Below are 13,156 nucleotides of genomic sequence, written 5' to 3'. Positions count from 1 at the left end.
AAGGGAGTAGGGGGAGTAAGGGAATAGGGCAGTATGTTCTGACCTGTGATAGATTCCACCTACTGCCTTATTGCCCGATTGCCCTATTGCCTTAAGGAAAGACAATGACCGGTTTCGATATCACGCTGCTCATTCTGGCCGCACTGGTTCTGGCAACGCTGTTTGCCGGCATCAAGACCGTGCCGCAAGGGTTTAACTACACAGTCGAACGATTCGGTCGCTATACGCGTACGCTCAATCCAGGCCTGAACCTGATCGTACCGTTCTTCGACCGCATCGGTGCGCGCCTCAACATGATGGAGCAGGTGCTCGATGTGCCGACACAAGAAGTCATCACCCGCGATAACGCTATCGTCGGCGTCGATGGCGTGGCTTTCTATCAGGTGCTGAATGCAGCACAGGCGGCTTATCAGGTGGCGAACCTGCAATATGCGCTCCTTAATCTGACCATGACCAACATCCGCACGGTCATGGGCTCGATGGATCTTGATGAACTGCTGTCGAACCGCGATGCGATCAATGACCGCCTGCTGCGGGTCGTTGATGAAGCAGCGCACCCATGGGGTCTCAAGATGACCCGCGTGGAAATCAAGGATATCAATCCGCCAGCAGATATCGTCGCCTCGATGGCGCGCCAGATGAAGGCCGAGCGTGACAAGCGAGCGCAGGTTCTGGAGGCCGAGGGCGATCGCAACGCACAAATTCTGCGCGCCGAAGGCCAGAAGCAATCGCAGATTCTTGAAGCTGAAGGCAAACTGGAAGCAGCCAAGCGCGAAGCGGAAGCCCGCGAGCGCCTCGCTGAAGCCGAAGCGAAGGCCACCACCATGGTTTCTGATGCCGTTGCCAACGGCAATGTGCAGGCGCTTAACTACTTCGTAGCACAGAAATATACGGAAGCGCTCAGCAATATCGCCAGCGCCAAGAACCAGAAGATCGTACTGATGCCGCTTGAGGCAAGCTCCCTCATCGGCTCGCTTGGCGGTATTGGCGCAATTGCCAAGGAAGTTTTTGGTGATGGTAACCGACCGATCGATCCGGCACCGCAGCCGCCGACGCCTTCCCGCTCACGTAGCGTTCCAACCGCGGGGCGCTAGAGCGCATCCCGAAAAGTGTGAAACGGTTTTCGGAACAAGATGCGCGTAAAGACAAAAAGATAGAGCGTTATTGGCAAAAGTGCAAAGCGGCTTTGCGTAGGGTAATGCGTACAAACAGAGAGAGGGCGCCATGATTATCGAGTTTCTGTCCAGTCTCGGCATCTGGAACTGGCTCGTTTTCGGGCTGGTTCTGCTCATTCTGGAAATCTCGGCGCCCGGCTTTTTCTTCATCTGGTTCGGGCTTGCTGCACTTGTAACGGGTGCACTGGCCTTTCTCCTGTCTTCAACGGCAGGATTTGGCTGGCAGTTTCAGACCGTCGCGTTTCTGGTTCTATCCATAATTTTTGTGCTTTTGGGCCGTCGCTTTTTCGGCTCACGCAGCAGCGACGCCGACGAACCTTTTCTCAATCGTCGCGGCGAGCAGCTTGTCGGCCAACGCGCCACACTGACGGAGCCGATCATCAACGGCCGTGGGCGTATCCGTATCAACGATACGATGTGGCGCGTGAAAGGGCCTGATCTGCCGACGGGAACAGAAGTTCACGTAATCGCTTTCGATCCCGTTTCACTGGAGATTGAAGTTGCTGAATAGGGGAATAAACAGGAATCGGATAAGCTAAAAACGAGTGATTTTTACCTTACTCCCTTACTCCCTTACTCCCTTACTCCCTTACGCCGCGCCTATCCGCAACAGGTCGTGGAAGTGCACGAGCCCTATCGGGCGTCCGGCTTCGACGACGATCAGCGCGCCGATGTGATTTTCATTGATGGTGTTGAGTGCTGCGGTCGCCAGCATGTTCTGATCCACCGTCTTCGGCTTGCGCGTCATGATGTCATCAACCGCCAATGCCGCGAGATTGCGGCTCAGATTGCGCGATATGTCACCATCGGTAACGATACCCGCCAGATCACCACCGTCATCGACGACGACCACACAGCCAAAGCTCTTTTGTGCCAGAACCTTCATCGCATCCGGTAGCGACGTCCCCACCCTCACCAGCGGAAGGCGTTCGCCGCGATGCATGATATCGCGAATATGGATGAGGCTTGCGCCCAGCGAACCGCCGGGATGAAAGGTCTTGAAGTCGCTCGGGGTGAAGCCGCGCGCTTCCAAAAGCGCGATTGCCAGCGCATCACCGATGGCAAGCTGCATCATTGTCGAGGTCGTGGGCGCCAGACCGTGCGGGCAGGCCTCCGCAGTCTTCGGCAATAGCAGGACGACATCCGCCGCGCGACCGAGCGCCGAATTCTCGCCTGCGGTGATTGCGATCAGTGGAATGCGGAAACGCTGCGAATAATTGACGATACCCTTCAGTTCCGCCGTTTCGCCCGACCACGAAATGGCCAGGATGACATCGTCGCGGCCGATCATACCAAGATCACCATGATTGGCTTCCGCCGAATGAACGAAAAATGCCGAGGTACCGGTCGAAGCAAAAGTGGCGGCAAGCTTGGAGCCGATATGGCCGCTTTTGCCCACGCCCGTGACGACGAGACGTCCGCGCGACGCAACGATACGCTTCACCGCTTCGACAAATGGACCGGAAAGGCCGTCATTCAGTGCTTCTTCCAGCGCAACAAGGCCCGCATTTTCAGTCTTTATGGTGCGCAGCGCTGAAGCGATGGCTGCTTCCGCGTCTGCCGGAGGGATGATCTGATCGAGCTTTTCCATGGCGGCAAGGGTTAACTTCTTCGCAGCCGGTTGTCCAAACATTTGTGCAGCGAAACATGGTCTTGAATTCGACCATAGCAACCAAGAATTAACCATGTGCCTTTACCGTTCATCTACCACGTTGCGACGGTTTGAAAACACGACATGCTTTTTGCCAAGGCCTTATCCGGCGGTTCGACGCCCATTGCCCGCAGGCTGCAATGCCTGTTTCTGGCGGGCGTGGCGATGGCAATCGGTCATGGCCCTTCCTTTGCTCAGGAAGCCTATCTGCGCGGAAGCGTTGCCGAGGATGTGCTTTCCGCATCCTCACCGGAAACGCTTGCAAATCGTGGGCTTGCCGCACCTGGATATGACGATGGTGGCGGTGAAGCGACCGACGACGGTTATACCCCGCCTGAAAGCACACCCGCGACAGATGCGGCAACAACGGCGCAAACCGTTCCGGCAGTTGCCGTTTCGCAGGACCACCAGCCGCTGCAACCCGACAATATGCGTGTCGGCTCAGTCGACACCGAGACAAGCGAAGAAACGGGCCGGGCGCAACGCGAAAACTTCCGGCAGTTGCCTGAGCAAGGACGCGGCATCACACAGGAAGTCGACCCATTCGCGCCGATCGGCATTCGCACCGGCTCGTTCATCCTGCGACCGTCGCTGGAACAGGGTATCCGTGTCACGACGAATGGCGACAGCAGCGCAACCGGCTCCAGCGCAGTTCTTAACGAAACCACATTGCGGCTCAACGCACAGTCGGATTGGGCGCGCCATCAGGCAACACTTGACGCATCAGGTACCTGGGCCAAATCCATTTCGGGCGAAGACGTCTCCGAACCGCAGGTCGATATTCAGGGTAAGCTACGCTTCGATCTCGGCGACCAAACGACCGTCAACACCGGTGCAGGGTACCGGTTGCGTCGTGAGAGCGCGTCGAGCCCCAACGGCGTGGTCGACGCCTTGCAGCGTCCTCTGGTTCACACCCTCAACGGAAGTCTCGGCGTCGAGCGCGACATGGGCCTTATCTTCGGTAGTGCAACCGGGCGGGTTGAACACAATATTTACGGCGATGCGGAGCTGTCGTCCGGAGGCACGGTCACTCAGAAAGACCGCGACAATACCTATGCCAGCGTCACATTGCGCGGCGGCTTTTCCTTGTCCCCCGCAATCAAACCCTTCACCGAAGTGGAACTGGGCAAGCGCATCTTCGACGAGAAAATGGACAACAACGGATACGAGCGCAGCGGATCGCAATTTGCGCTGCGCGGCGGCATGATGCTGGATATGGGCGAGAAGCTGAACGGCGAATTTGCCGCCGGTTACATGCGTGCCAACAGCGACGATTCCCGTCTCAGCGACATTAGCGGTCCTTCGATCAATGCAGCGCTCAACTGGTCACCGCTACGCGGAACCGACATGCGTCTCTATGCGCAAACAATTGTCGACACTTCGACCACGCCTGGCATTGCCGGATCACTCCTGCATTTCGCAAGCCTTGATGTGACCCGTCGCATACGCTCCGACCTGAGCCTCAACGGCAGGCTTGATGCCAATATCCGGCAAAACAAGGATGGCACCGGAACCGATTACACAATCGGCGCGCAGATCGGCGCAACCTACTGGATCAATCGTTTCGTTGGGCTGGATGCACGCCTGCGTCACGAATTCCTGACAAGCAGGATATCTGACCGCGAGTATACAGCCGACAGCGTCTATCTCGGCGTGAAGGTTCAACGCTAAAGCGTTTCCAGCAAAAGTGCGTAGCGTCTACGCGGGGAAACCAGTTCACTGGACTGATTTCTTATCCCGCTTCGATGCGTTGGATAATGCGTAAAGATAAACAGATAGAACGGCATCCCTTTCGGGATGCCGTGTCGTGGTCGGCCTAAGCGAGCCAGAACAGAATACACGCCATGCCGAACCCCAGAAGCCCGATGAGGGTTTCCAGGACAGTCCAGGTTTTCAGCGTTGTCTTGACGTCCATATTGAAGAAACGTCCAACGAGCCAGAAACCGGAATCGTTGACATGGGAGAGCATGACCGACCCTGCAGCAAGGGCGATCACCACCGCCGCAGTCTCAAGTCCGTGATATCCGGCCGCCTGAACCGCAGGCTGAACAAGTCCGGCAGCAGTTATCAGCGCCACCGTTGCCGACCCCTGCGCAACGCGCAAGATCGTTGCTATCAGGAAGCCCGCCACGATAACGGGCAGTCCGGTATTGGCGAACGCATTTGACAAGGCGTCACCGATACCGGAAGCACGCAGGACGCCACCGAACATTCCGCCCGCGCCTGTAATCAGAATGATGGAACACACCGGACCGAGCGCCGAATCGAGAATGCGTTCGACACTGGCCAAGTCCCTGCCGCGCCGGGGTCCCAGCACATAAGATGCCACCAGCACCGAAATCAGAAGAGCGACCGGTGTCGATCCGATCATCCGCGCAAGTTGATACCAGTCGGCCTGGGCGTTTACCCAACCTTGTGCACGGGCGAAATCCAGACCCGTATTGATGAAAATCAGAACCAGCGGCAACAGGAGAAGCAATATGACCAGGCTGGAGCTTGGAGGATTTAGAGCCTCTTCTGCGTTCTTCCCGGCATCAAAACTCTCAGGGATAGGAAGATTGATCCGCTTGCCGATCCATGCGCCGAAAAGGTGCCCGGCAATAAACCAGACAGGTATGACGACCACGATCCCGACCAGAATGAGAAGCCCCACATCCGCACCCAACAGCTCGGATGCCGCCACCGGCCCCGGATGAGGCGGCACGAAAACATGCATCACCGAAAAAGCTGCGGCGACCGGAATACCGTAAAGAAGCAGGCTTCCCTTGAGGCGCCGCGCGACGGTGAAGACGACGGGAAGCATCACGACCAGTCCCGCATCGAAAAAAATCGGAAAGCCGAAGATGAGCGATGCGATGCCAAGCGCCATGGGGGCGCGTTTTTCGCCGAACCGCCTGATGAGATCATCGGCAAGCGCCTGCGCGCCGCCGGATATTTCAAGCAACCGGCCCAGCATCGCACCGAGACCGACCAGAAGCGCTACGCCGCCGAGAGTAGAACCGAAGGCGGAAGTGATTGTCGCCAGAATATTGCCTGCCGGAATGCCGGTCGCAAGCGCTGTCAGGAGGCTGACGATTATAAGCGCTACGAACGCATGGACGCGAAACCGGATGATGAGTAAAAGCAACAATAACACAGCGCCCACCGCGATGGAGATGAGCGCGCCTGCCCCCATCGTCTGCTCGAATTCCTGCATGCGATTCTTCCTTATGATGGGGAGAAAACTTGTTTGATCGATCGTATCGTGAAAGGGTTTCACACTTTTCGGGATACGTTCTAGGTCAAATACCTATTGTCATTGTCGAAAAAAGCAAGTTTCACCGGAGCTCGCCCACAACCATAAAAAAACGCCCCCTTTGCAGGGGGCGTGACCAGAGTTCAGGCAGGTTTATATCAAGCAGGCTTGATAGTATTCAGCAGATTGCCGATTGAGCTTTCAACCGAAGGCCGAATGTCGTTGCGCCACAGCGCAAACGCGACGTTGGCTTCAATGAAGCCCGCCTTGGAGCCGCAGTCGAATGTCAGGCCTCGATAATCGAAACCGAAAAATTTCTGGGCATCGGCAAGCTTCAGCATCGCATCCGTGAGCTGGATTTCGTTGCCGGCCCCTTTTTCCTGCTTGCTCAGAAGCTCGAAGATTTCCGGCTGCAGAATATAGCGACCGTTAATATAGAGATTGGACGGTGCCGTACCCTTGGCAGGCTTTTCGACCATCTGCGTGATCTCGAAACCGCTACCGATGGCTTCGCCTTTGCCGACGATGCCATATTTATGGGCTTCCTCCGGATCGCATTCCTGCACGGCAATGACGTTGCCGCCAGTATTTTCGTACAGCTCGACCATTTCCTTCAGGCAGCCCTTCTTCGACTGCATGACCATGTCCGGCAGCAAGAGAGCAAAAGGTTCGTCGCCGACGAGTTCACGAGCACACCAGACCGCATGACCGAGACCAAGCGGCACCTGCTGACGGGTGAAGCTGGTCGTTCCCGGCTGCGGCTGGATATCTTGAAGATGCTCCAGTTCAGCAGTCTTGCCGCGTTCGGCAAGCGTGGAATATAGCTCTACCTGTGCATCGAAATAGTCTTCGATGACCGCTTTGTTTCGCCCGGTGACGAAAATCAGATGCTCGATACCTGCTTCGCGCGCCTCATCGACCACATACTGGATGACGGGCTTGTCCACGACAGTCAGCATTTCTTTGGGAATGGATTTGGTGGCGGGCAGGAAGCGGGTGCCAAGACCTGCAACAGGGAAGACGGCCTTGCGAATTTTTCGGATAGAACTCATTCCTCTCCTCGATTTCACTATTTCAGATTTGCTATCAAAGCATTGAAACGACTGAATTTCAAATAAGGCCTTTTCATTAAAGAACGACGAAATTGCGTGGCTCATCCCATCACATTCAATGACCCGACCTTAATGTTGCTTGATTCAAAAACTTTTCGAAATTTCGGGCAATTTTTCAAGCAAGCCCGCGATGGTAAACCAATTGCTAACCGAGAGGTTCTAATTTGATCGTTCAACGGTTCGATCCGGAATTTTCTGCTGGCTCAAATTCAACACAGGATGGTATTAATTGACTAATGCAATCCGGAGCGCGCAGAATCCAGATCGAAGGGAAACGCGCCGGTATCGGCTAAATTTGATTGCAGAAGGGAAACACAGAATGCTGCGATTTCCATTCACGGTGGGCCAGACGCTGAAGCTGAAAGCAGCTACAACGGTTGCGATAGCTGTGCTTGCCTCCACACTGACAACCGGCTCCGCATTGGCCGATGCAAAATTTCGCCAATGGGTCGCCAGTTTTCGCCCTGTCGCTATAAAGGCAGGTGTTTCGCCTTCCACTTTCGATCGCGCATTCCGCGGTGTCGATGCACCGGATCCGGTCGTGTTGCAAAAGGCACGCTACCAGCCTGAATTTACCGAACCTGTCTGGAACTATGTCGATAACCGCGTGAACGAGCAATCCGTCTCGGTCGGCCAGAACATGGCCCGCAAATGGGGACCATGGCTCCAGCGCATCGAGCAGCGTTTCTCGGTCGATCGCAATATCCTGCTCGCCATCTGGTCGATGGAAAGTAATTATGGCGAAATTCTCAAGCGCGATGACGTGATGCGCGACGCCGTGCGTTCGCTGGCGACACTCGCCTATGCGGACCAGCGTCGCGCCAAATATGGCCGCACGCAGTTAATTGCCGCGATGAAGATTCTCCAGACCGGCGATATCGACCGCGGTCATCTTTCCGGCTCCTGGGCCGGTGCGCTCGGCCACACGCAGTTCATCCCGACCAGCTATCAGGCCTACGCAGTCGATATAGACGGTAACGGCAAGCGCGACATCTGGAACTCTGTTCCCGATGCGCTGGGCACGGCGGCAAATCTGCTACATCGCAATGGCTGGCAACCGGGCCGTAGCTGGGGCTACGAGGTAGCTCTACCACAGGGACGCAAGTTCCCTTCCGGCTCGCTTTCGATCGCCGAATGGCAGAAAATCGGTCTCGTTCGCGCTAACGGACGCGCCTTCCCCGATCCTAACGAAAAGGCAACGCTGAAAGTGCCGGATGGTCGTCAGGGCCCGGCATTCCTGATGACGAAGAATTTCTTCGTGTTGAAGCGTTACAATAATGCCGACAAATATGCGCTCGCTGTCGGCCTCCTCGCGGACCGCATCGGCGGTTATCAGGGACTGCGTCAGGATTGGAACCGTCCATTTACGCCAATCACCATGAACGAGCGCCAGGAGCTGCAAACGCATCTGAAGGCGCTCGGCTATTATGACGGCAATATCGATGGCAAGATCGGCTCCACCTCGCGGGCAGCTATTGAAGCCTTCCAGCAGCGCAACGGACTTCAGCCGGACGGCCATCCGAGCAAGGAAGTCCTGTCGGTTCTGCGCCGTCGTTAAACTGTCGGATTGATCGAATGGAGCGCACTTTACCAAAAGTGCGCTCCATTTTGTTTTTCAAGATTGCCAAGCTATTATGCAAGCCATGAAGACGAAACGGATGCGTGGAAATCGGACTGTGACCAAGCTTGTGAAAGCTTTCAGCATCGTGCTGGCGGTGACAGCGCTGCTGTTTTCAGACATCGCCACGGCATCCGCACAGGAACGGCCGAGAACGCTTTTCGATCTATTGTTTGGCTCCCGGCAGGCGCAACCACAGCGTCAATATGAGCAACGTGCCCCGCAACGCGCCCGACCCAAGGCGAAGCGCCCCAAGTCAGCTTCTCCCGCTTCACGCCCGACACCGCCGCCAGCGGCAAGCCCCGCGGTCGAATTCGTCGAGAAAAAGCCGGATGCAAAGAAAGTCCTTGTCGTCGGCGACTTCATCGGCAACGGCCTGGCCGAAGGCCTTGATGTTGCTTTCGCATCCGACGCCGACCTCCAGGTCGTGACCCGGATAAACGGCTCCTCAGGCTTTGTGCGCAACGACCATTTCAACTGGCCCGAAAATATCGGCAAGATACTGGAGGAGGAGAAGCCCGCTGCAGTTGTAGTCATGATCGGCTCCAACGACAGGCAGGCGATCACCGAGAAAGGCGCAAGCCTGCCGCCCCGGTCCCCGGAATGGAATGAAGAATATCAAAAGCGGGTCACTGCTTTCATCAAAGTCATCAACGACAAGCACTTTCCTCTGGTGTGGATCGGCCAGCCGCCCTTCCGCCCGAAAGGCATGTCACAGGATATGCTGGCGCTCAATGAAATCTATCGCACAGCTACCGAAAAGGCTGGCGGCAAATTCGCCGATGTCTGGGACGGTTTTGTTGACGAGGACGGAAACTTCACGCAAACCGGTTTCGATATTAACGGTCAGACCGCGCGTTTGCGCGGTAATGACGGCATCAACATAACTTCAGCCGGCAAGCGCAAGCTCGCCTTCTATGCGGAAAAGCCGCTTCGTGCCTATCTCGGCGGCGCGAAGGAAGAAGACCAGCCACTGCCCGCGGTCGGCGCGCATGATCCATCAAAACCGGTGGACCGCGTGGCGCCGGTCAGTATTCGCGACATCGACAAGGATCAAAGCGGCGTTCTGCTCGGTGGTAGCCTTGCGCGCCCGCAAGCCACGCGCCCAGCCCGCACTGAAATCAAACCGTCACCTGGAAGAGCCGACGATTTTTCCTGGCCGCAGAAGAACGCAAATCCCTAGTTATTGGGCCGCACCAGCTCGATTAAGCTATTGTTTGATCAGTACCCAGCGGCTTTCTCTATCCAATATGATTCCAATTGCTACATTCCGCTCTGTTCACAGGAGCGCTCACATCGTCTATCAGAAGGCACAGTCTGCCTGAAAAGGCGGTACGGGAAGGACGCTCCTCCTCGCCCAGGCGAGGTTGTCTTTCAGCGTCGGCCAACCACAAGAGGCGTTTGAATGAACATCGCATCAAAGCCTTCTGCCGATCCACATCGGGAGGAGGCCCCCCATCTTGCACGTAACCTGTCCAACAGACACCTGCAACTGATCGCCATTGGCGGCGCGATAGGCACCGGCCTTTTCATGGGCTCGGGCAAGACCATTTCGCTGGCTGGCCCGTCGATCCTGCTTGTCTATGCAGTCATTGGCTTCATGCTGTTCTTTGTTATGCGCGCGCTGGGCGAAATCCTGCTGTCCAACCTCGAATATCGTTCCTTTGCGGATTTCGCAGGCGATTATCTTGGGCCATGGGCGCAGTTCTTCACTGGCTGGACCTACTGGCTATGCTGGATCGTGACGGGCGTGGCCGATGTTGTTGCCGTATCGGGCTATGTCTCATTCTGGTTCCCGGAGCTTGCGCTTTGGGTACCAGCGCTCGGGCTGATCTTCACGCTTCTGGCGCTCAATCTGCCGACAGTGCGCAATTTCGGTGAAATCGAATTCTGGTTCGCCCTCATCAAGATCGTTGCTATTGTCGGGCTGATCGTTGCTGGTGTGTACATGCTCTCGACCGGCTTTACGCTTCCGAATGGCAGTCAGGCATCCGTTGCCCATCTATGGAACCATGGCGGGTTCTTCCCCAATGGTTTCCTTGGCTTCGTTGCCGGTTTCCAGATCGCGGTTTTCGCCTTCGTTGGCATTGAGCTCGTCGGCACCGCCGCCGCTGAAACCAAAGACCCGGAGCGCAATCTGCCCAAGGCAATCAATTCCATCCCGATCCGCGTGGTACTGTTCTATCTTGGTGCGCTGTTCGTCATCATCACCGTCATCCCGTGGGATCAGGTCGATCCGAATTCAAGCCCGTTCGTCGCTATGTTCTCGCTCGCCGGTCTCGGCATCGCAGCCCATGTCGTGAATTTCGTCGTGCTGACTTCGGCAACGTCGAGCGCAAATTCCGGCATCTACTCGACCTCGCGCATGATCTACGGTCTTGCCACTTCCAAACTCGCGCCGAAGGCGCTCGGCAAGCTGAACAAGCGGAAAGTACCGGTCAATTCGTTGTTCTTCTCGTGCGTTTTCCTGCTCGCAGGCGTAGTTCTGCTTTATGCTGGCCAGAGCATCATCGAAGCCTTCACCATCGTCACGACGATCTCGGCGCTGCTTTTCATCTTCATCTGGTCGATCATTCTGGCGTCTTATCTGCAATATCGCCGCAAGCGCCCGGACCTGCATGAAAAGTCCACATTCAAGATGCCGGGCGGACGTGCCGCCGTTGTAATGGTCTTCGCCTTCTTTGCTTTCATCCTCTGGGCACTGGCGCAGGAACCCGACACCGCAGCCGCGCTGAAAGTCACCCCGCTCTGGTTCGTGCTTCTCGCCGTCGCGTATCTGGTGATGAAGTCGCGACGCAGCCAAGGCTAAAAACAAAAAGCCCGCCAATCTGGCGGGCTTTTCATTTCTATAGGCCTCTCTTAGCGCGGCAGAACCGAACTCCCCATCAGATCAGCATCTATAGCGTGCGCTGCCTGACGGCCTTCCCGGATGGCCCAGACGACCAGCGACTGACCCCGGCGCACGTCGCCTGCGGCATAGAGCTTGTCGACATTGGTGCGGTAGTCATGCTCATTGGCCTTGACCGACTTTGAACCGCGGCGATCAGTTGCGACATCGAGCCTGTCGCCCAGTTCCTTGACCACGCTGTCTTCGCCCGGACCGGCAAAGCCGATAGCGATGAAAGCGAGGTCAGCCTTGATGAAGAATTCGGAGCCAGCAATTGGCTTGCGCTTTTCATCAACCTGACAGCACTTCACATGGGTCAGGCGGCCTTCTTCACCGATGAATTCCAGCGTTGCGACCTGAAACTCGCGGGCAGCACCCTCAGCCTGGCTGGAAGAAGTGCGCATCTTGGTCGCCCAGTAAGGCCAGACGCTGAGCTTGTCTTCTTTTTCCGGCGGCTGCGGACGAATATCGAGCTGGGTGACATTGACCGCGCCCTGACGGAAAGCTGTGCCAACACAGTCCGAAGCCGTATCACCGCCACCAACGACAACGATGTGCTTGCCGCCCGCCAGGATCGGTGCCGAAGTCCAGGCAACGGATTCGATATTCTCGCGACCGACGCGACGGTTCTGCTGTACGAGATAAGGCATGGCATCGTGCACGCCTTCAAGATCGGCACCGGGAATGCCGGCGGGACGTGGCGTTTCGGAGCCGCCGCTATAAAGCACGGCATCATAGGTATCGAGAAGACCGCGCAACGGCTTGTCGACGCCGATATTCACACTGCACAGGAAGCGGACACCCTCGCCCTCCATCTGCGCGACACGGCGGTCGATGAGGTGCTTTTCCATCTTGAAGTCTGGGATGCCGTAACGCAAGAGACCGCCGGGACGGCTTTCGCGCTCATAGACATCGACCATGTGACCGGCACGCGCGAGCTGCTGCGCAGCGGCAAGACCGGCGGGACCTGAACCGATGATGGCGACCGACTTGCCGGTCTTGTTGGCGGCAGGCTGCGGCACAATGTAGCCGAGCTCATAGGCTTTGTCGCCCAGCGCCTGTTCGACCGTCTTGATGGCAACCGGCGTATCTTCGAGGTTCAGCGTGCAAGCTTCCTCGCAGGGCGCCGGGCAGACGCGACCGGTGAATTCGGGGAAATTATTGGTCAGATGCAGGTTGCGGATCGCCTGATCCCAGTTGTTGTTATAGACGAGATCGTTCCAGTCCGGGATCTGGTTATGCACCGGGCAGCCCGTCGGCCCATGGCAGAAGGGAATGCCGCAATCCATGCAGCGCGCAGCCTGCTTCTGCACTTCACCATCCGTCATCGGAATGGTGAACTCGCGGAAGTGGCGGATACGATCCGACGCCGGCTGGTACTTTGCTACCTGACGGTCGATCTCTAGAAAACCAGTTACCTTACCCATTCTTCTACTCCCCTCGGCCTGCGACCAGCGCATGGTCTGCTTTGCCGGAAG

At 56.7% G+C, this 13,156-nt stretch carries 10 protein-coding genes; 6 read left to right on the top strand and 4 right to left on the bottom strand.

Annotated features, from left to right (window positions below):
• Nucleotides 1–104: 104 nt before the first annotated feature.
• Together ACYSN1_RS19940 and ACYSN1_RS19935 are read left to right on the top strand one after the other, a co-directional pair.
• Nucleotides 105–1,094 (top strand): SPFH domain-containing protein, encoded by a 990-nt coding sequence (locus tag ACYSN1_RS19940; RefSeq protein WP_461727258.1) that lies wholly within the window; start codon nucleotides 105–107, stop codon nucleotides 1,092–1,094.
• A 130-nt stretch (nucleotides 1,095–1,224) separates the two neighbouring features.
• Nucleotides 1,225–1,686, top strand: coding sequence for an NfeD family protein (locus ACYSN1_RS19935; protein WP_461727257.1), 462 nt, complete (start codon nucleotides 1,225–1,227; stop codon nucleotides 1,684–1,686).
• 78 nt (nucleotides 1,687–1,764) lie between these two features.
• Here ACYSN1_RS19935 and ACYSN1_RS19930 read toward each other — a convergent pair whose 3' ends face one another.
• Complete coding sequence (locus ACYSN1_RS19930) at nucleotides 1,765–2,766, bottom strand: KpsF/GutQ family sugar-phosphate isomerase (protein ID WP_461727343.1); 1,002 nt, start codon at nucleotides 2,764–2,766, stop codon at nucleotides 1,765–1,767.
• Between the two features lie 144 nt (nucleotides 2,767–2,910).
• Here ACYSN1_RS19930 and ACYSN1_RS19925 point away from each other — a divergent pair, with 144 nt between their 5' ends.
• Nucleotides 2,911–4,497 (top strand): outer membrane beta-barrel protein, encoded by a 1,587-nt coding sequence (locus ACYSN1_RS19925; RefSeq protein WP_461727256.1) that lies wholly within the window; start codon nucleotides 2,911–2,913, stop codon nucleotides 4,495–4,497.
• 145 nt (nucleotides 4,498–4,642) lie between these two features.
• Here ACYSN1_RS19925 and ACYSN1_RS19920 read toward each other — a convergent pair whose 3' ends face one another.
• On the bottom strand, nucleotides 4,643–6,022 hold the full coding sequence (locus ACYSN1_RS19920; protein ID WP_461727255.1) for a GntP family permease: 1,380 nt from the start codon (nucleotides 6,020–6,022) through the stop codon (nucleotides 4,643–4,645).
• A 197-nt stretch (nucleotides 6,023–6,219) separates the two neighbouring features.
• Entirely contained in the window at nucleotides 6,220–7,113 is an 894-nt protein-coding gene (galU, locus tag ACYSN1_RS19915) for a UTP--glucose-1-phosphate uridylyltransferase GalU (RefSeq protein ID WP_140021775.1), read from the bottom strand.
• 379 nt (nucleotides 7,114–7,492) lie between these two features.
• On the opposite strand from galU, the gene ACYSN1_RS19910 reads away from it, so the two are divergent.
• The 3 genes from ACYSN1_RS19910 to cycA all read left to right on the top strand — a co-directional run bounded on the left by ACYSN1_RS19910 (nucleotide 7,493) and on the right by cycA (nucleotide 11,600).
• A complete protein-coding gene (locus ACYSN1_RS19910) occupies nucleotides 7,493–8,731 on the top strand; it encodes a lytic murein transglycosylase (protein WP_461727254.1) in 1,239 nt (412 codons plus the stop codon).
• Nucleotides 8,732–8,831: 100 nt separating this feature from the next.
• Entirely contained in the window at nucleotides 8,832–9,974 is a 1,143-nt protein-coding gene (locus ACYSN1_RS19905) for an SGNH/GDSL hydrolase family protein (protein WP_461727253.1), read from the top strand.
• A 222-nt stretch (nucleotides 9,975–10,196) separates the two neighbouring features.
• Entirely contained in the window at nucleotides 10,197–11,600 is a 1,404-nt protein-coding gene (gene cycA, locus ACYSN1_RS19900; RefSeq protein WP_461727252.1) for a D-serine/D-alanine/glycine transporter, read from the top strand.
• 50 nt (nucleotides 11,601–11,650) lie between these two features.
• Here the strand turns inward: cycA and ACYSN1_RS19895 are convergent, their stop codons facing one another.
• Entirely contained in the window at nucleotides 11,651–13,105 is a 1,455-nt protein-coding gene (locus ACYSN1_RS19895) for a glutamate synthase subunit beta (RefSeq protein ID WP_461727251.1), read from the bottom strand.
• Between the last annotated feature and the right edge of the window lie 51 nt (nucleotides 13,106–13,156).

Source organism: Brucella sp. LJL56 (genome assembly GCF_054871705.1).
This window is presented reverse-complemented; position numbering and strand designations above follow the sequence as displayed.